Origin of the sequence: Pseudomonas sp. TWP3-2 (genome assembly GCF_049897765.1) — a bacterium.
Taxonomy (GTDB): domain Bacteria; phylum Pseudomonadota; class Gammaproteobacteria; order Pseudomonadales; family Pseudomonadaceae; genus Aquipseudomonas.
Genome location: NZ_JAFCWW010000018.1, coordinates 60392 through 80153, shown reverse-complemented (window position 1 = coordinate 80153; position 19762 = coordinate 60392). Strand labels below are relative to the sequence as shown.

15 protein-coding genes and 3 tRNA genes are annotated in these 19762 nt (G+C 60.6%); all 18 read left to right on the top strand.

Annotated elements, in window-relative coordinates:
- Positions 1-11: 11 nt before the first annotated feature.
- The 18 genes from asd (at position 12) to ACP7EE_RS21845 (ending at position 19761) form a co-directional block, all read left to right on the top strand.
- Positions 12-1124 (top strand): aspartate-semialdehyde dehydrogenase, encoded by a 1113-nt coding sequence (gene asd, locus ACP7EE_RS21930; protein ID WP_420648700.1) that lies wholly within the window; start codon positions 12-14, stop codon positions 1122-1124.
- Between the two features lie 272 nt (positions 1125-1396).
- Entirely contained in the window at positions 1397-2407 is a 1011-nt protein-coding gene (locus tag ACP7EE_RS21925) for an aspartate-semialdehyde dehydrogenase (protein ID WP_426236713.1), read from the top strand.
- A 209-nt stretch (positions 2408-2616) separates the two neighbouring features.
- Complete coding sequence (locus ACP7EE_RS21920) at positions 2617-5262, top strand: FimV/HubP family polar landmark protein (protein ID WP_426236711.1); 2646 nt, start codon at positions 2617-2619, stop codon at positions 5260-5262.
- Positions 5263-5481: 219 nt separating this feature from the next.
- On the top strand, positions 5482-6306 hold the full coding sequence (gene truA, locus ACP7EE_RS21915) for a tRNA pseudouridine(38-40) synthase TruA (protein WP_420648832.1): 825 nt from the start codon (positions 5482-5484) through the stop codon (positions 6304-6306).
- Positions 6307-6370: 64 nt separating this feature from the next.
- Complete coding sequence (locus ACP7EE_RS21910) at positions 6371-6997, top strand: phosphoribosylanthranilate isomerase (RefSeq protein ID WP_426236709.1); 627 nt, start codon at positions 6371-6373, stop codon at positions 6995-6997.
- A gap of 185 nt (positions 6998-7182) precedes the next feature.
- Positions 7183-8103, top strand: a complete 921-nt coding sequence (gene accD / locus ACP7EE_RS21905; protein ID WP_420648696.1) for an acetyl-CoA carboxylase, carboxyltransferase subunit beta — start codon at positions 7183-7185, stop codon at positions 8101-8103.
- Positions 8100-9407 (top strand): bifunctional tetrahydrofolate synthase/dihydrofolate synthase, encoded by a 1308-nt coding sequence (gene folC, locus ACP7EE_RS21900; protein ID WP_426236707.1) that lies wholly within the window; start codon positions 8100-8102, stop codon positions 9405-9407. Before accD ends, folC begins: the two co-directional genes overlap by 4 nt.
- A complete protein-coding gene (locus tag ACP7EE_RS21895) occupies positions 9391-10050 on the top strand; it encodes an SPOR domain-containing protein (RefSeq protein ID WP_426236705.1) in 660 nt (219 codons plus the stop codon). The genes folC and ACP7EE_RS21895 overlap by 17 nt, the downstream gene beginning before the upstream one ends.
- A gap of 98 nt (positions 10051-10148) precedes the next feature.
- On the top strand, positions 10149-10709 hold the full coding sequence (locus ACP7EE_RS21890) for a CvpA family protein (RefSeq protein WP_420648693.1): 561 nt from the start codon (positions 10149-10151) through the stop codon (positions 10707-10709).
- 41 nt (positions 10710-10750) lie between these two features.
- Complete coding sequence (purF, locus tag ACP7EE_RS21885) at positions 10751-12256, top strand: amidophosphoribosyltransferase (protein ID WP_420648692.1); 1506 nt, start codon at positions 10751-10753, stop codon at positions 12254-12256.
- A gap of 81 nt (positions 12257-12337) precedes the next feature.
- Positions 12338-13549 carry an O-succinylhomoserine sulfhydrylase gene (locus ACP7EE_RS21880; RefSeq protein WP_420648691.1) on the top strand — a complete coding sequence of 404 codons (1212 nt, stop codon included), beginning with the start codon at positions 12338-12340 and terminating at the stop codon, positions 13547-13549.
- Positions 13546-14322 (top strand): SDR family oxidoreductase, encoded by a 777-nt coding sequence (locus ACP7EE_RS21875; protein ID WP_426236703.1) that lies wholly within the window; start codon positions 13546-13548, stop codon positions 14320-14322. The genes ACP7EE_RS21880 and ACP7EE_RS21875 overlap by 4 nt, the downstream gene beginning before the upstream one ends.
- A gap of 90 nt (positions 14323-14412) precedes the next feature.
- A tRNA-Val gene (locus ACP7EE_RS21870) sits at positions 14413-14488 on the top strand.
- Positions 14489-14544: 56 nt separating this feature from the next.
- Positions 14545-14621, top strand: a tRNA-Asp gene (locus ACP7EE_RS21865).
- A gap of 93 nt (positions 14622-14714) precedes the next feature.
- Positions 14715-14791 (top strand) — tRNA-Asp (locus ACP7EE_RS21860).
- Between the two features lie 368 nt (positions 14792-15159).
- A complete protein-coding gene (locus ACP7EE_RS21855) occupies positions 15160-17991 on the top strand; it encodes a xanthine dehydrogenase family protein molybdopterin-binding subunit (RefSeq protein ID WP_426236701.1) in 2832 nt (943 codons plus the stop codon).
- Positions 17984-18523, top strand: a complete 540-nt coding sequence (locus tag ACP7EE_RS21850; RefSeq protein WP_420648688.1) for a (2Fe-2S)-binding protein — start codon at positions 17984-17986, stop codon at positions 18521-18523. Before ACP7EE_RS21855 ends, ACP7EE_RS21850 begins: the two co-directional genes overlap by 8 nt.
- Before the next feature lie 2 nt (positions 18524-18525).
- Positions 18526-19761, top strand: coding sequence for a c-type cytochrome (locus ACP7EE_RS21845; RefSeq protein WP_426236699.1), 1236 nt, complete (start codon positions 18526-18528; stop codon positions 19759-19761).
- The last annotated feature ends 1 nt before the right edge of the window (position 19762 follow it).

Sequence of the window (19762 nt, the reverse complement as noted above, 5' to 3'; positions counted from 1 at the left end):
GTGTAGTTGCGATGAAACGTGTAGGTCTGATCGGTTGGCGCGGTATGGTCGGTTCCGTGCTCATGCAGCGGATGCTGGAAGAGCAGGATTTCGATCTTATCGAGCCGGTGTTTTTCACCACTTCCAATGTCGGTGGCCAAGGCCCGTCCGTGGGCAAGGACATTGCTCCGCTCAAGGACGCTTACAGCATTGAAGAGCTGAAGACCCTCGATGTGATCCTGACCTGCCAGGGCGGCGACTACACCAGCGAAGTCTTCCCGAAACTGCGTGAAGCAGGCTGGCAGGGTTACTGGATCGACGCGGCTTCGAGCCTGCGCATGAATGACGACGCGGTCATCATCCTTGATCCGGTCAACCGCAAGGTGATCGACCAGCAACTCGACGCAGGCACCAAAAACTACATCGGCGGCAACTGCACCGTCAGTCTGATGCTGATGGGCCTGGGCGGTCTGTTCGAAGCCGGTCTGGTCGAGTGGATGAGCGCCATGACCTATCAGGCAGCCTCTGGTGGCGGCGCGCAGCACATGCGCGAACTGATCAAGCAAATGGGCGTGACCCACGGCGCTGTTGCCGAGCAACTGGCGGATCCGGCCAGCGCGATCCTCGACATCGACCGTCGTGTGGCTGAAGCCATGCGCAGCGAAGCCTACCCGACCGAACACTTCGGCGTACCGTTGGCTGGCAGCCTGATTCCGTGGATCGACAAGGAACTGCCGAACGGCCAGAGCCGTGAAGAGTGGAAGGCGCAGGCCGAGACCAACAAGATCCTCGGCCGCTTCAAGAGCCCGATCCCGGTTGATGGCATCTGCGTGCGTGTTGGCGCCATGCGCTGCCACAGCCAGGCATTGACCATCAAATTGAACAAAGACGTGCCGATTGCCGATATCGAAGGGCTGATCAGCCAGCACAACCCTTGGGTCAAACTGGTACCGAACCAGCGCGAAATCAGCATGCAGGAGCTGAGCCCGACCAAGGTCACCGGCACTCTGAATGTTCCGGTTGGCCGTCTGCGCAAGCTGAACATGGGCACCCAGTATCTGGGCGCCTTCACTGTCGGCGACCAACTGCTGTGGGGCGCGGCCGAACCGCTGCGTCGCATGCTGCGGATTCTGCTTGAACGTTGATCGCTTGAAGCTGTGAAACAACCCGCGCCCGGAAACAGGCGCGGGTTTTTTTGTTTGGGGTTCTCGGTTGTCTGGTTTGGCCTCATCGCTGGCAAGCCAGCTCCCACAGTGATCGGTGGTGGGCACAAATCTGATGTACACCTTCGAAACCTGTGGGAGCTGGCTTGCCAGCGATGAGGCCAGAACAACCAATACAAAACCCCGGCAGAAATTGCCTGCGTAGCGGTCACCCGGTAAAGTGCCGCTCCCCCCGTTTCGCCAGAGGTAGCACCATGAGCCAGACCATTGATATTGCCGTGATCGGCGCCACCGGTACTGTCGGCGAAACCCTCGTACAGATTCTCGAAGAACGCAAATTCCCGATCGGCACGCTGCACCTGTTGGCCAGCAGCGAATCGGCGGGCAGTTCGGTGCCGTATCGCGGCAAGAACGTGCGCGTGCGTGAGGTCGACGAGTTCGATTTCGCCAAGGTCAAGCTTGTCTTCTTCGCAGCCGGCCCGGCCGTCACCCTGAGCTATGCCGCCCGTGCGCACGCTGCCGGTTGCTCGTTGATCGACCTGTCCGGCGCCTTGCCGGCCGATCAGGCGCCGCAAGTGGTACCCGAAGCCAATGCCCAAGTGATAGCCAGTCTGAAAGCGCCGTTCCAGGTCAGCAGCCCGAGCCCGTCGGCTACCACACTGGCCGTGGTGCTGGCGCCGCTGCTGGATCTGATCGATCTGCAATACGTGCATGTCACCGCTAATCTGGCCGTTTCCGCACAAGGTCGCGAAGCAGTTTCCGAACTGGCCCGCCAGACTGCCGAGCTGCTCAATCTGCGTCCGCTGGAGCCGACATTCTTCGACCGGCAGATGGCGTTCAACCTGTTGGCGCAGGTCGGTACGCCGGATGCACAGGGCCATACGCTGCTGGAAAAACGCTTGGTGCGCGAGCTGCGTCAGGTGCTGGCACAGCCTTTATTAAAGATTTCCGCAACTTGTGTTCAAGCCCCGGTGTTTTTTGGCGATAGCTTTAGCGTGACCTTGCAGTCAGCGAGCGCGGTCGACCTGCAAAAGGTCAACGCTGCGCTCGAAGATGCGCCGGGTATCGAGCTGGTCGAGGCCGGTGATTACCCGACGGCGGTCGGTGACGCGGTAGGGCAGGACGTGGTCTATGTCGGGCGGGTGCGTGGCGGGGTCGACGAGCCGGCGGAACTTAATCTGTGGCTGACGTCAGATAACGTGCGCAAAGGCGCGGCACTCAATGCTGTGCAGATCGCCGAGTTGTTGATAAAAGACCTGCTGTAAAAGATACTTGGCAACAATTTGTCGACTGATTCTAGCCGGGCGCTATGCTTGGCCGGAGCACTTGATAACGTTTCACCCTCCGGGACTTTCCGGGGCATCAAAGAAATGATCGCGCGCGACATGCTGTCGTCGTCGCGCGCAATGCCTTACGGCAGCGGCAATCAATATCTTCTCGCTGGCCGAGGAACGTTCAAACAAAGGATGAGGCTATGGTTCAAGTTCGCAAACTGGTGTTAGCAATAGCGGCCGCCTCGGCGCTGTCCTCCGGTATGGCGCATGCCCTCGGGCTCGGGGAGCTGACCCTGAAGTCGACCCTGAACCAGCCGCTGCTGGCGGAAATCGAGCTGCTCGATGTCAAGGATCTCACCGCTGCCGAAGTGGTGCCGAGCCTGGCCTCGCCGGAAGATTTCGCCAAGGCCGGCGTCGATCGCCAGGCCTTCCTCAACGACCTGACCTTTACCCCGGTGCTCAACGCCAGCGGCAAAAGCGTGCTGCGTATAACCTCGAGCAAGCCGCTGTCGGAACCGATGGTCAAATTCCTCGTGCAGGTGATGTGGCCCAACGGCCGTCTGCTGCGTGACTACAGCGTGCTGCTGGATCCGTCGAAGTTCTCGCCGCAGACCGCTGACGCCGCTGCTCAGCCTGCGCCGACTTCGACCATCACCGCACCGAGCACCGGCGCGACCCATCCGAACCAATACACCACCACGCCGCGCGATACCCTGTGGGAAATCGCGGCGAAGGCACGTACCGGCGGTTCGGTGCAGCAGACCATGCTGGCGATCCAGGCCTTGAACCCGGATGCGTTCATTGGCGGCAACATCAACCGCTTGAAAACCGGTCAGGTGCTGCGTCTGCCGGACGCCGTACAAAGTGCTGCGTTGCCGCAATCGGCGGCTATCGCTGAAGTCGCGGCGCAGAACGAAGCCTGGCGTCAGGGCCGTCGTTATGTGGCCAAGCCGGGCACCGGTCAGCAACAGCTGGATGCCACCAACCGTGGTCGCGCCAACACTGGCGCTGCACAAAACGCCAAGGACAATCTCAGTCTGGTCTCCGCCGAAAACGCCAAGGGCCGTGGCAAAGGCCCGGCCGGTGATGCCAAGGCGCTGAGCAACAAACTCGCGGTCACTCAGGAAAGCCTCGACACGACTCGTCGTGACAACGAGGAACTGAAAAGCCGAATGTCCGATCTGCAAAGTCAGCTGGACAAGCTGCAACGTCTGATCGAACTGAAGAACAATCAACTGGCCAAGATGCAGGCTGAAGGGGCGGGCGCTGCACCGGCCGTGAATTCTGCTGTTCCAGCGATCACTGCCGAGCTGGCTGCCACACCGCCAGCCACGCCAGCAGAGGCCGCAGCGGCAGCGCCTACGCCAGAGTCGGCTATTGCGCCGCCGGTTGAAACACCAGTCGAGCCGGTGGTTGGGCCGGTCGTCGAAACGACGCCTGCCGCTGACGACGAGAAAACCTTCAACGAACTGCTGACCAATCCGATCCTGCTGGGTCTGGTCGGTGGTGGTGCGGTGGTGTTGTTGCTTCTGCTGTTGCTGCTGGCGCGTCGCCGCAAGGCTCAGCAAGAAGCTGACAAACATCTGCGCATGGCGCGCGCGCTGGAGGAACAGTCGTTCTCCGCCGATGACGATCTGCCGCAAAGTAGCTTCGAAGGTCTGGAAACGCCAGCCGCCAGCGTGACTCTGGCGCCGGCGCCAGTCCCTCCGGCACCTGCTGTGGTAGTCGCGCCAATCGTGATGGCCGAGCCGATCTCCGCGCCACTGGTTGCGCCGTCGGGCGAGCGTTCCGATGACGTGCTCGACAAAGCCCAGTCGCACCTTGATGCCGGTCGCCTGAATCAGGCTGCCGCGTTGCTGGAGGAGGGCATCAGCCTGGAACCGCAGCGCAGTGATCTGCGTTTGAAACTGATGGAAGTCTACGGCCGTCAGGGCGACCGCGATGCGTTCGTGGTACAGGAGCGTCAACTGGTTGCCAATGGCGACAACTTCGCCAAGGTCGAAGAGCTGAAAACCCGCTTCCCGGCCATGGCTGTGGTTGCAGCAAGCGGTCTGGCGGCTGCCGCCATCGCCGCCGAGCTGGACGCGGAATACGTCAAGGAATTGCTGCTGGATGAGGACGAAGCGCCGGTTGCCCCGGTGGCTGTGCCTGCAGACGATCTGGACAGCACATTTGACTTGAGCCTGGATGATCTGGACAACATCACGCCAATCGAGCCAGTTGCTGCTGTCGAGCCTGAAGCACCGGTCGAGCTGGACGAATTCCCGTCCGACGATGACCTGAGCTTCGAGTCGGTGCTGCAACAGCAGACCGAGATCAAGGAAAACCTCGATGACCTGTCGGACTTTGACCTCGATCTGGACCTCGGTGCCGATCCTGCGCCGGCACCGGTAGAGCTGGCGGACGATGATTTCCTGCTGGATCTGGACGAAGGCGTGAAGGATCTGCCGCCAGTTGAAGCGCCGGTCGCGGCAGAAATGCCGGACGACCTGGAGCTGCCGGCCGATTTCGATCTGTCGCTGGCTGACGAAATGGACGCCGCCCCAGCCGAGCCGGATGCGTTCGAAAGCGAACTGAACGACGTCAATGCCGAGCTGGATAGTCTGTCGGGCAGCATTAACGAGCCGACTTTCACCGAAGCTGATGCGGCGCTGGGTGATGAGCTGGGTGAAGATGATTTCGACTTCCTCGCCGGTACCGACGAAGCCGCGACCAAACTCGATCTGGCTCAGGCCTACATCGACATGGGCGACAACGACGGCGCGCGCGATATCCTCACGGAAGTGTTGACCGAGGGTAACGAGAAGCAGCGCGGCGAAGCGAAAGAAATGCTTTCGAGCTTGTAAGTCAGGCTCGTTTGTAAAAAAACGGCAGCCCTTTGAGGTTGCCGTTTTTTTGGCAGATCAAAAGATCGCAGCCTGCGGCAGCTCCTACAGGGAAGTGCCGATTTCTGCGCAGGAGCTGCCGAAGGCTGCGATCTTTTGATCTTGAAGCCTTATAATGCCCGCCTTTGTAGATCAGCAGGCTGTCCCACCTTGGCAAACATCGATACCCCGGCCGCCGAAATGGCACCCGAAGGCTTTTTTCGCGTCGCACTCGGCGTTGAGTACAAAGGCTCGCGCTACAGCGGCTGGCAGCGCCAGTCCACCGGTGTGACCACGGTGCAGGAAACACTCGAAAAAGCCCTGTCGAAGGTCGCCAACGCGCCGATCTCGCTGCAATGCGCCGGGCGTACCGACGCGGGCGTGCACGCCTGCGGGCAAGTGGTGCATTTCGACACCACGGTCGACCGTTCGCTAAAAGCCTGGGTCATGGGCGCCAACATCAATCTGCCCCACGATGTCAGCGTCAGCTGGGCCAGAGTCATGCCGGCGCATTTTCATGCGCGGTTCAAGGCAATTGCCCGACGCTATCGCTACGTGATCTACAACGATCAGATCCGCCCGGCGCACCTCAACGAAGAAATCACCTGGAATCATCGTCCGCTGGACGTCGAGCGCATGGCCGAGGCCGCGCAATATCTGGTCGGCACCCATGATTTCAGCGCGTTCCGGGCCGGTCAGTGCCAGGCCAAGTCGCCGATCAAGAAGATGCATCACTTGCGCGTGACCCGTCACGGCAAAATGATCGTGCTCGACATCCGTGCCAACGCCTTCCTGCACCATATGGTGCGCAACATTGCCGGCGTGCTGATGACCATTGGTGCGGGCGAGCGTCCGGTGGAATGGATGAAGGAAGTGCTGGAAAGCCGCGAACGGCGTTCCGGCGGGGTCACGGCGCATCCGTACGGTCTGTATCTGGTGCAGGTCGAGTATCACGACGAGTTCCCGTTGCCTGAGCGTTTCATCGGGCCACATTTCCTTACGGGTTTCTCGGAACTTGACGGCTGACGCCCTCGAACGCATTTGTTACCATCCGGGACTTTCTCGGATTTGCCTTGGGGTTTTTATCGACATGTCAGCCGTTCGCAGCAAGATTTGCGGGATTACCCGCATAGAAGATGCGTTGGCCGCCGTCGAAGCCGGGGCCGATGCCATCGGTTTTGTGTTCTACGCTAAAAGTCCGCGCGCCGTGACCGTGCAGCAGGCAAGGGCGATCATTCAGGCGCTGCCACCGTTCGTGACCACGGTCGGCCTGTTCGTCAACGCCAGCCGCTGCGAGTTGGGGGAAACCCTCGATGCCGTGCCGCTGGATCTGTTGCAGTTCCATGGTGATGAAACCGCTGCCGAGTGCGAAGGTTGGCACCGTCCCTATATCAAAGCTTTACGGGTCAAGGCCGGCGATGACATTGCCGCCGCCTGCGACGCTTACCCGAGTGCCAGCGGCGTGTTGCTCGACACTTACGTCGAAGGCGTGCCCGGCGGAACCGGCGAAGCCTTCGACTGGTCACTGATTCCGCAAGTGCTGAGCAAACCATTGATTCTGGCCGGTGGCCTGACTCCGGATAACGTCGCTGACGCAGTCGCCCAGGTCCGGCCCTACGCCGTGGACGTGAGCGGCGGAGTAGAGGCGAGCAAGGGCATCAAGGATCACGCGAAGATTCAGGCTTTTATCAACGCAGTACGCAAAACGACGATGTGACGGCTGGCAGACTGCCGCCGTCCACAGCTTGGTAGAAAACAGGCTGAGGATTTTTTGGGTCGTACGCAGGTCAGTTTTGCTGACCCGGCCATCCATCAATCATCGCCACCCATGAATTTAGCTGAAGGGCATACGCGGGGCCGCGAACCAGAGCGTTCGGGCCGCCGGTACTGGAGATAGAAAGCATGAGCAACTGGTTGGTAGACAAACTGATCCCTTCGATCATGCGTTCCGAGGTCAAGAAGAGCTCGGTGCCTGAAGGTCTGTGGCACAAATGCCCGTCTTGCGAGGCTGTGCTGTACCGTCCGGAACTGGAAAAGACCCTGGACGTTTGCCCCAAGTGCAACCACCACATGCGCATCGGCGCACGTGCGCGCATCGACATCTTCCTTGATGCCGAAGGCCGCGCCGAACTGGGTGCAGACCTGGAGCCGGTTGACCGTCTGAAATTTCGCGACGGCAAAAAGTACAAGGATCGCCTGACCGCTGCGCAGAAGCAGACCGGCGAAAAAGACGCGCTGATCTCCATGAGCGGCACCCTGTTGGGCATGCCGGTTGTGGTTTCGGCGTTTGAATTCAGCTTCATGGGCGGTTCGATGGGCGCAATCGTCGGCGAGCGTTTCGTGCGCGCTGCCAACTACGCGCTGGAAAACCGTTGCCCGATGATCTGCTTCGCCGCTTCCGGTGGCGCGCGGATGCAGGAGGCTCTGATCTCGCTGATGCAGATGGCCAAAACCTCGGCGGTACTGGCGCGTCTGCGTGAAGAAGGCATTCCGTTCATCTCCGTACTGACCGACCCGGTCTACGGCGGTGTTTCCGCCAGTCTGGCGATGCTCGGCGACGTGATTGTCGGCGAGCCGAAAGCCCTGATCGGCTTTGCCGGTCCGCGCGTGATCGAGCAGACCGTGCGTGAAAAACTGCCGGAAGGCTTCCAGCGCAGTGAGTTCCTGCTGGAGCACGGAGCGATCGACATGATCGTGCACCGTCAGGAACTGCGTCCGCGTCTGGGTAACCTGCTGGCACAAATGATGGGCCTGCCGACGCCGAAATTCGTCGCTGCGCCAATCGAGCCGATCGTTGTTCCGCCGGTGCCTGCCAACGTATGACCGAGCGCACCCTTGGCGAGTGGCTCGCCTACCTCGAGCAGTTGCATCCGTCGGCCATCGACATGGGCTTGGAGCGTTCGCAACAGGTAGCGTCCCGCATGGGGCTGGGCCAGCCGGCGCCTCGGGTGATAACGGTCACCGGCACCAACGGCAAGGGTTCGACCTGTGCTTTCGTGGCTTCCTTGCTGCGGGCGCAGGGCCTGCTTGTTGGTGTCTATAATTCTCCGCACCTGCTGCGTTACAACGAGCGGGTGCAGCTCAATGGCGTCGAAGCCACTGATGCACAGCTGTGTGAAGCCTTTGCCGCGGTCGAGGCCGGGCGTGGCGATACGTCCCTGACTTACTTCGAAATGGGCACCCTTGCGGCGTTCTGGCTGTTTCAACAGGCCGGGCTCGACGCTGTGGTGCTGGAAGTCGGTCTGGGCGGGCGTCTGGACACGGTCAATGTGGTCGATGCCGATATCGCACTGGTCACCAGCATCGGCGTCGATCATGCCGATTATCTGGGCGACACCCGCGAATCCGTGGCCTTCGAGAAGGCCGGAATTTTCCGTCAGGGCAAACCTGCCCTGTGTGGCGATCTGAACCCGCCGCAGCCATTGCTCGACAAGGCGCGCGAGCTGGCGTGCCCGTTCTTCCTGCGTGGACGCGATTTTGATCTCGGGATCACCGATCAGCATTGGCAGTGGCGCGGCACCGATGCCCAAGGGCAATCGGTCGAACTGCGTGACTTGCCGCTGCTCGATCTGCCGATGGAAAACGCCGCGCTGGCCTTGCAGGCTTATTTACTGCTGGGCTTGCCGTGGGACGCTCAGCAGATTGTTGGCGCATTGCAGGCAACCCGCGTGGTCGGGCGTCTGGATCGTCGCTCGTTCGACTGGAACGGCAAGCGCCTGAATCTGCTGCTGGACGTGGGGCATAACCCGCACGCGGCGGAGTATCTGGCGCGGCGTCTGGCCAGTCGGCCTCCGGTCGGCAAACGTCTGGCGGTGTTCGGTCTGCTGGCGGACAAGGATCTGGATGGTGTTATCGGCGAGTTGAGTGCTAGTGTCGAGCACTGGGCCGTGGCACCGCTGGATTCGCCGCGCGCGCGTCCGGTGGGAGAGTTGCAGGCAGCACTGCAGAACCTTGGTGCGTCGGTGACGTCATACGACAGTGTCGCGGCCGCCCTCGAAGGGCAGTGTGCCGTGGCCAGCAGTGACGACGAGATTCTGTTGTTCGGATCATTTTATTGTGTTGCCGAGGCCCTTGAATGGCTGGCCCGGCGCTCCACGGAGGAAGCGGCAAATGGCTTTGCTGGATAAAGCGTACAAACAGCGCATGGTCGGTGCTCTGGTGCTGGTGGCGCTGGCGGTGATTTTCCTGCCGATGCTGTTTACCCGTCAGGATGAGCAGCGGCAAGTGACCGTCGAGGCGCCGACCGCGCCGCAAGCGCCGGCTGTGGCGCAGATTCAGATGGAGCCGGTGGCGGTGACCGATCCACGCGTCCTGCCGCAAGAGCCAGTACCAAGCGACGAAGAAGTCGCTGAGCAGACTGCGCCGTCGATGCCGATTGCCCCGGTAACGCAAGCTCCAGCGGCACCCGTTGCGCAGGCCAAACCGGCTGTCCCGGCGCCCGTCACCAAGCCTGCCGCCGCACCGGCCCAGCCAATTGCCGCTGCACCGGCCAAGCCGGATACCATGCAAAGCCGCGTCGACGCCAATGGCCTGTCGGTAAGCTGGTCGGTGCAACTGGCGAGCCTGTCGAGTCGTGCCAGTGCCGAAGCCCTGCAAAAGAACCTGCGCAGCCAGGGCTACAACGCCTACATTCGCTCTGCCGACGGCAAGAATCGGGTGTTTGTCGGGCCGCTGATCGAGCGCGCCGAAGCCGATCGCCTGCGTGATCTTCTGGGTCGCCAGCAGAACCTCAAGGGTTTTGTCGTACGCTTCCAGCCCGAGCGCGGCTGATATCTATCGATACGATAGGAATGCACTGAAAATCGCAGCTTACCGACAGCCATGCGCTCTGCTAAAATGCGCCGCCTTATCCGTCTGTAGGCTGCACTGTGCCATTTACCTGGGTTGACTGGGCGATCGTTGCAATCATCGCCATCTCCGCTTTGATCAGTTTGAGCCGCGGCTTCGTCAAGGAAGCATTATCGCTGGTGACCTGGATCATCGCAGGAGTCGTCGCCTGGATGTTCGGTGGCGCACTGTCCGAGTACCTCGCCGGATACATCGAAACCCCATCGGCTCGCGTGATCGCGGGCTGTGCCATCATGTTTGTCGCCACACTGATCGTGGGCGCAATGATCAATTATCTTATCGGCGAGTTGGTTCGCGTCACCGGGTTGTCCGGGACCGATCGATTCCTCGGCATGGCCTTCGGCGCTGCGCGTGGCGTGTTGCTGGTGGTCGTGGCGGTCGGGCTGTTGAGCCTGGGGCCGGTACAGCAGGACGGGTGGTGGAAAGAATCACAGCTCGTGCCAAAGTTTCTATTGGTCGCAGACTGGTCCAAAAACCTGATTCTCGGGTGGAGCAGTCAGTGGCTTGCCAGCGGTATCAGCGTACCCGCTGATATTCCGTTCAAGGAGCAACTCATGCCGTCGGCCAAAACGCCGCAGTGAGTGTTGCTCAGTTCAGATCCATTAAGTAGGGGTTGCGTCGCATGTGTGGCATCGTCGGTATCGTCGGTAAGTCGAACGTCAATCAGGCGCTGTATGACGCGCTAACCGTGCTCCAGCACCGCGGCCAGGACGCTGCCGGTATCGTCACAAGCCATGATGGCCGGTTGTTCCTGCGCAAAGACAATGGTCTGGTGCGTGACGTGTTCCAGCAGCGTCACATGCAACGCCTGGTCGGCCACATGGGTATCGGCCACGTCCGTTACCCGACCGCCGGCAGTTCGACCTCGGCCGAAGCTCAGCCGTTCTACGTCAACTCGCCTTACGGCATTACCTTGGCGCACAACGGCAACCTGACCAACGTTGAGCAGTTGGCCAAAGAGATTTACGAATCCGACCTGCGTCACGTCAACACCAGTTCCGACTCGGAAGTGTTGCTCAACGTGTTCGCCCACGAACTGGCCCAGCGCGGCAAGCTGCAACCGACTGAAGAAGACGTGTTTGCCGCCGTCACCGACGTGCACAACCGTTGCGTCGGTGGTTACGCAGTAGTCGCGATGGTCACCGGTTACGGCATCGTCGGTTTCCGTGACCCGCACGGCATCCGTCCAATTGTGTTCGGCCAGCGTCACACCGACGAAGGCGTCGAGTACATGATCGCCTCCGAAAGCGTTTCGCTGGACGTGCTCGGTTTCACCCTGATTCGCGATCTGGCGCCGGGTGAAGCGGTCTACATCACTGAAGACGGCAAGCTGCACACCCGTCAGTGCGCGACCAACCCATCGCTGACCCCGTGCATCTTCGAACACGTCTACCTGGCGCGTCCGGATTCGATCATCGACGGCGTATCTGTTTATAAAGCACGTCTGCGCATGGGCGAGAAACTCGCCGAGAAGATCCTGCGCGAGCGTCCAGAGCACGACATCGACGTGGTCATCCCGATCCCGGACACCAGCCGCACCGCCGCGCTGGAACTGGCCAACCATCTGGGCGTGAAATTCCGCGAAGGTTTCGTCAAGAACCGTTACATCGGCCGTACCTTCATCATGCCCGGCCAGGCCGCGCGCAAGAAATCGGTACGCCAGAAACTCAATGCCATCGAGCTGGAATTCCGCGGCAAGAACGTGATGCTGGTGGACGACTCGATCGTTCGCGGTACTACTTGCAAGCAGATCATCCAGATGGCCCGTGAAGCTGGCGCGAAGAACGTTTACTTCTGCTCCGCTGCACCGGCCGTGCGTTATCCGAACGTGTACGGCATCGATATGCCGAGCGCGCACGAACTGATCGCGCATAACCGCTCGACTCAGGACGTGGCTGATCTGATCGGCGCAGACTGGCTGATCTATCAGGACTTGCCTGACTTGATCGAAGCGGTCGGTGGCGGCAAGATCAAGATCGAGAACTTCGATTGTGCGGTGTTCGACGGCAAGTACGTCACCGGTGACGTCGACGAGGCTTACCTGAACAAGATCGAGCAGGCGCGCAACGACCTGTCGAAGGTCAAGACCCAGGCGGTCAGTGCGATCATCGATCTGTACAACAACTGAGTTTCTACCGGCCCTGAGGGGCCGGTTTTGTATCCGGCAAAAGACACTTATTTTTTCGCGAACAGGGCAAGGAGAGACAGCATGAGTCAGGAATGGGATGCCGGTCGGCTGGACAGCGACCTCGAAGGCGTAGCGTTCGATACCCTGGCCGTACGTGCCGGTCAGCACCGCACGCCGGAAGGCGAACACGGTGATCCGATGTTCTTCACTTCCAGCTACGTGTTCCGTACTGCTGCCGACGCGGCTGCGCGCTTTGCCGGCGAAGTGCCGGGCAACGTCTACTCGCGTTACACCAACCCGACCGTGCGCGCGTTCGAAGAGCGCATCGCTGCGCTGGAAAGCGCCGAGCAGGCAGTCGCCACCGCCACTGGCATGGCCGCAATCATGGCTGTGGTGATGAGCTTGTGCAGTGCTGGCGATCACGTTCTGGTGTCGCGTAGCGTGTTTGGCTCGACCATCAGCCTGTTCGAGAAGTATTTCAAACGATTCGGCATCGAAGTTGACTACGTGCCGCTGGCCGAACTGCCGGCGTGGGATGCGGCGATCAAGTCCAACACCAAATTGCTGTTTGTCGAATCGCCGTCCAATCCATTGGCCGAGTTGGTGGATATCGCCGCGCTCGCCGAAATCGCGCACGCCAAAGGCGCGATGCTGGTGGTCGACAACTGCTTCTGCACGCCTGCGTTGCAGCAGCCGCTGAAGATGGGCGCTGACATTGTCGTGCACTCGGCGACCAAGTTCATCGACGGCCAGGGCCGTTGCATGGGCGGCGTGGTTGCCGGTCGCAGCGAGCAGATGAAAGAAGTTGTCGGTTTCCTGCGCACTGCCGGGCCGACCTTGAGTCCGTTCAACGCCTGGATCTTCCTCAAAGGCCTGGAAACCCTCAGCCTGCGCATGAAAGCGCACTGCGCCAACGCGCAAGAGCTGGCCGAGTGGCTGGAGCAGCAGGACGGCATCGAGAAAGTGCACTACGCCGGTCTCAAGAGCCATCCGCAGCACGAACTGGCGCAGCGTCAGCAGAAAGGCTTCGGCGCGGTGGTGAGCTTCGAGGTCAAGGGCGGCAAAGAGGGCGCGTGGCGCTTTATTGATGCGACCCGACTGATTTCGATCACCGCCAACCTTGGCGACAGCAAAACCACCATCACTCACCCGAGCACCACCTCCCACGGTCGTCTGGCGCCGCAAGAGCGTGAAGCGGCGGGCATTCGTGACAGCCTGATTCGCATCGCGGTCGGTCTGGAAGATGTGGCTGATCTGCAAGCAGATCTGGCGCGTGGCTTGGCGGCACTGTGATCGAGTTGTCCGCGCCGAAGGCCGGGACTCATGGCCGAGTTGCGCTGGTCACGGGTGCCGCACGCGGTATCGGTCTGGGCATCGCGGCATGGCTGATCAGCGAAGGCTGGCAGGTGGTGCTGACGGATCTGGATCGGGTGCGTGGTTCGAAAGTCAGCAAGGTGCTGGGCGAGAACGCCTGGTTTATCGCCATGGATGTGTCGGACGAGAGTCAGGTTGCGTTGTGTGTGGCTGAAGTGTTGGGTCAGTTCGGTCGTCTGGATGCACTGGTGTGCAACGCAGCGATAGCCGATCCGCACAACATCACGCTGGAAAGCCTCGATCTGGCTTACTGGAATCGCGTGCTGGCGGTGAACCTCAGTGGGCCGATGTTGCTGGCCAAGCACTGTGCGCCGTATCTGCGCGCGCACAATGGGGCGATCGTCAATCTGGCCTCGACCCGCGCCGGGCAGTCCGAGCCTGATACCGAGGCCTACGCGGCGAGCAAGGGTGGTTTGCTGGCCCTGACGCACGCCCTGGCGATCAGCCTCGGGCCGGAGATTCGCGTCAACGCGGTCAGTCCGGGCTGGATCGATGCGCGGGATCCGTCTGTGAGGCGTGCCGAGCCGTTGGCTGATGCCGATCATGCGCAGCATCCGGCGGGCAGGGTAGGCACGGTCGAAGACGTCGCGGCGATGGTGGCCTGGCTGCTGTCGAAGAATGCCGGGTTCGTGACAGGGCAGGAATTCGTGGTCGACGGCGGCATGACCAAGAAGATGATTTACTCGGAATGACACGTTTTTGTCTTTTTCAGAAAAACTTCAATCCTGCTATTGACTTAGGTTCGCTACCTGCGTAAATTTCGCGGCCTCGGAGATGCAAACGGGTGATTAGCTCAGCTGGGAGAGCGTCTGCCTTACAAGCAGAATGTCGGCGGTTCGATCCCGTCATCACCCACCACTCCCCGAGAAACTTGCGCAAGCAAGAGCGTAGGCTGAAAGTGCCTGCACCGACGCGCAGCGGTAGTTCAGTCGGTTAGAATACCGGCCTGTCACGCCGGGGGTCGCGGGTTCGAGTCCCGTCCGCTGCGCCATATTTAACGAGTCAGACATTGTCTGGTTCGCGGTTGAAAAGCACCGAAGCTTTCGATCAAACGAGTTACTTGAGTGCAAGCTCAAAGCGATACGCAGCGGTAGTTCAGTCGGTTAGAATACCGGCCTGTCACGCCGGGGGTCGCGGGTTCGAGTCCCGTCCGCTGCGCCATATCTGTTTCAAGGACCACTGAACGCCTTGAAACACCGAAAGCAACCGCTGGTTGATTCGGAATCGATAGCAAAGACCCTGGTCGAAAGACCGGGGTTTTTTGTGTCTGAAATTTGACCGTCTCCTGATTATCCTTTTTTGTTTCTACCGGTTTGCTGCGGTGCAATGCCGCATTGATTTTTGATTCTTTAGTCAGATTTTTGTAACTGGTTGTTTGCGGCGAGCGCAGAAACCTTTAAAGTTAACCTTTCGGTCAGCTTTGCACTGTCATCACGGCCCTTTGCTTCGTCAAAAAGGGCTTCTGCAAGACTCGAGATCCCCAGCACATAACCACAAGGGCGGACCTATAACCGTCCAGAGGATGATCCATGTCCAACCGTGAAATATCCCGGCGCTCGTTCCTGCAGGGCGGGCTGGTAGCGGGTGTGAGCGTCACGCTTACACCGCTCAGCACTCAGGCGCTGGCTGCCTTGATGGAAAACAGCGTGACCGTGCCGTCCGAGCAGTGGCTCGGCAACAACGGCAAGGCGCGCCAGCGTAACGATGCTTTGTCCAAAGTCTGCGGCAGCAAAGTCTTCGCCCGCGACATCCGCGCCAAGGACATGCCCGGCTGGCCGCAGCAGCAAGGCCACGCCATGTTGCTGAAAACCATCAAGGCTGATCGCATCTACGACGGCTACGACCTGTCGTGGCTCGGCGACGACTTGCAGCCTGACCGCATCGTCACCGCTGCCGATCTGGACAAGGACGGCATCGTCTTCCCGGAAGAGCACGCGCCCGATCCGCTGTTGCCGCCGGGCAAAGTGCCGATGTTCATCGGCCATCCGGTGGCGATCCTGATCTGGAACGATTTCGAGCGTTTCCGTCAGGCCAAGAACAAACTCAAATTCAACGACAAAGCGATTCGTTACGGTGCGCAAGTGCCGTTCTACGAAGGCGATCCGTACGGCAGCTTCCGCTACGTGCGCGTCGGTGGCGCGACCTCGGCTGACGAAGACGAATTTGCCAGCCTCAAGGATTCGATCCTGTTCCCGATGCTGAAAAACCGTCGCCCGGTGTGGAATGCTCAGCCGAACCTGCACGGCAATCTCACCGAGCGCGGCCTGTTCTACGCCGAGCGCATGCAGAAACAGATCGACACGCCGCCAGACAATTGGCTGGTGTTCGACGAGCGCTACAAGACGCCATCGATCGAACCGGCCGCGCTGGAGCCGGACAACGGTAACGGTTGGTACGACCCCGCGACCAAGACTCTGCATTTCGTGGTCGCCACTCAGTGCCCACTGGAAGTTGCGACCGAGACCGCGAAGATGATCTCGCCGTCGCGCTTCGGCCTGGCCAACCTGAATATGCACCCGGGGTACACGGTCGGTTACGGCTCGAAAGACCACAATATTTTCGTCTACTACGCAGCCTTGGCGGCATTGTACGGCGCTGGCATGCCGATTCGCCTGGCCAACGACCGCTACGAGCAGTTCCAGAGCGGCATCAAGCGCCACCCGTTCGACATCCGCTACCAACTGGCGGTGGACAAGGACGACCACAGCTTCCAGATTTTCCGTTCGGAAATGAGCGTCGATGGCGGTGGCCGGATCAACTACAGCCCCTCAGTAGCGGCGGTTGGCGCCACGGCGGCGCAGTCGATCTACTACATGCCGCAGAACGACCTGCAAGTGACGGCCTATCATTCGCGCGCGGTTGAAGCGGGATCGATGCGCGGTTACGGCACTCTGCAAAGCATGGCAGCCACCGAGATGATGATCGACGAAATCGCCGGTCGCCTCGGTGTCGATGCCATCGACCTGCGCCGCAAAAACGCTCTGCGTTCGGGGATGAAAAACACCCAGGGCGCGATCCCGGCCGGTGCGCTGCGCCTGCACGAGATTCTCGACAAGGCCTCGCTGCACGAAGTCTGGAAAAACCGCGACGTCATCAAGAAACAGCGCGAAGCGGCCGATCCGGATAACTGGTACGGCGTCGGTTTTGCGATTTGCCAGAAAGACTTCGGCACCGGTTCCGAAGCGCCGATGGCCAGCATCGAATTCACCGCTGAGGGGCGCATTTCCCTGCGCCATATCGGTATCGAGATCGGCACCGGCATGTCCACTTCGCAAGCACTGGTTGTCGCTGATTTCCTCGGCAGCCCGGCGCACGAAGTGAAGACCGGCGAAACCGAATGGCAGGAAATGCAGCTGATCACTGGCGGCAACCCTTACACCATGAGCCAGGCCGAACAGGACAACTTCCTGCGCAACCCGCGTTGGGTCGGCAAGCTGGCGTCGGCCTCGTCGGCGACCAACTCTGCTTACTACTTCAGCCACGCCACCCGTGAAGCGGCACGCGTGTTGTTCAACCACGGTCTGTGGCCGGCGGCGCTGGAGATCTGGCGCCAAGGTCCATTCGGTGGGCAGGCCAACCCTTACGTGGTGCGTCGCGAAGATGCGCATTGGGTCGACGGCAAACTAACTGCCAACGGCATGCAGCCGCTGACGTTCGAAGAGCTGGCCAAGCGCTGCCACGAACGTGGTCTGGTGACCGGCGCGACTGTGCACGGCTTCAACCGCTGGAGTTGGGCCGAGGCCGAGTACAGCATCGACGGCGTGCGCGAGCGTTTGCCGCTCGACGGTCTGGCGGTGAAGTACGGCGACGGCGCTCCGAAAGCGAAAAAAGCGCAGATGAGCAGTAATGGTTTCCATCTGCTCGATCGGCAGAACATCGCTTATCCGGCGACTCAACTGAACAATGCGGCGGTGACTTATTACAGTCCTGTCGCGACGCTGGTCGAGTTGAAGGTCAACAAGGGTTCGGCTGAAGTCTCCGTGATTAATCACCACTCGTGGCTGGAATGCGGTCGCGTGTTGGTCGAAGAGCTGGTGCGCGGTCAGCTCGAAGGCGGGATTGCCATGGGCATCGGTCATGCCTTGATGGAAGAAATGCCGTTGTACGAAGGCGGGCCGGGGGAGGGTGACTGGAACTTCAACCGGTATCGCCTGCCGATGGCGCGCCACGTTGCGGTGTGGACGCAGACGGCGGAAATCCTGCCGCCGCTGTCACCGAGCGATCCGTCCAAAGGCATCGCCGAAGTGGTGATGATTCCGGTGGTCGGTGCCATCGGTAACGCTGTGGCTCATGCCATCGGCAAACGTGTTCGCGACCTGCCAATCACTGCTACGCGCATCAAGGAGGCCCTCAATGGCTAACCGTCCGCTTCAACTGACCCTCAACGGTCAATCCGTCGGCCCGGTGGAGATCCCTGATGACCTGCCGATGATCGACTACCTGCACGAATACAAGAACCTCACCGGTTCGCGTCTGGGCTGTGGCCAAGGCATCTGCCACGCCTGCGTGGTGATCGTCGATAACCCGGACGGCACCAGCGAAGAAGTGCGCACCTGCATCACTGGCGCACATTACTTCGAAGGTAAAAAAGTCCGCACCATCGAAGGCCACGCCACCCGTGACGAGCAGGGTCAGGTCACTGAACTGAACCCGATTCAGCAGCGTTTCGTCGACGAGTTCGCCTTCCAGTGCAGCTACTGCGCGCCGGGCTTCGTCAACGCCGCCACCGTGCTGGTGGAAAAACTGCAACGCCAGCCGATCGTCAAAAGTCAGCTGGAACAAGTCATCGAGGACAGCCTCGGCCATCACATCTGCCGTTGCACCGGGTACGTGCGTTATTACAGCGCTACTCGCAACGTGCTGACCGATCTCGGCCTGGTCAAGGAGGGTTAAGCATGAAGCAACTATTAACCCGCCTGACGCTGGCGGTCGGTTTGGCTGCGCCGATGTTTTTGGCGCATGCGGATGATCAGGTCAAGCGCGGCGAATACCTCGCTCGTGCCGCCGATTGCATGGCGTGCCACACCGCACCGGGCGGCGCGCCGTATGCTGGCGGGCTGCCGATCGTCTCGCCATTCGGCACGATCTACGGCACCAACATCACCCCGAGCAAGGAACACGGTATCGGTCTGTACAGTGATGACGAGTTCTTCGCTGCGCTGACTGAAGGCAAGCGTCGTGACGGCGCGAATCTGTACCCGGCGATGCCGTACACCTCGTATCACTTGATGCCTCGCGAAGATTCGGATGCGATTCACGCGTATCTGAAAACCGTCGAGCCGATCGAGCGTGCGGCGCCGGCCACCAGCCTGAGTTTCCCGTTCAACGTGCGTCTGGGTCTGATGGGCTGGAACATGCTCTACGGCAAAGACGTCAAGCTGGAGCCTGCCGAAGGCAAAAGCGCGGCATGGAAACGCGGCCAGTACATGGTCGACGTGCTCGGTCACTGCGGTGAATGCCACACTCCGCGCGGCTTGCCGGGTGCGATGCAGCAAGACAAGCGCATGACCGGCGGCATTCTCAATGGCTACCTGGCCCCGAGCCTGCTGGCGACTGATCTGGCGGCACGCGGCTGGAATCATCAGGATCTGAGCACGTTCCTCAAGCACGGCATGAGCGCGCAAGGCACGATGTTCAACGAGATGTTCCCGGTGTTCCACAACAGCACTCAGGGCCTGAACGATCCGGATCTGGCGGCGATGGCGACGTTCCTGCTTGGCGATCAACCGCCAGAGGCCAAGGCGCTGACCGAAGTGCCATTGGACAAGCTCAGCCCGAGCGCTCAACGTGGCCGTCTGGAATACCTCAACGTCTGCGCCGGTTGTCACGCGGCTGGCGGTGAGGGCAAGCCGCACATCGCTGTGGCCATGCGCGGCAACACTACGCTGCGTCTGGAAGACCCACGTAATTTGCTGCGAGTGATCGAGGATGGCATCGGCGAACAGAAATTCTCCGGGTTCGAACACATGCAACCGATGCCGGGTTTTGCCGACAAGCTCAGTCCTGGGCAGCTGACCGATCTGCTCAACTATCTGCGTCAGGGTTGGGGTGGTCAGACTGCTGAATTGGCGGTGAGCGACGTGCAGAAACTGCAAGCCGACGCCCCGACCGTCGAGCACAAGGCGCACTGAC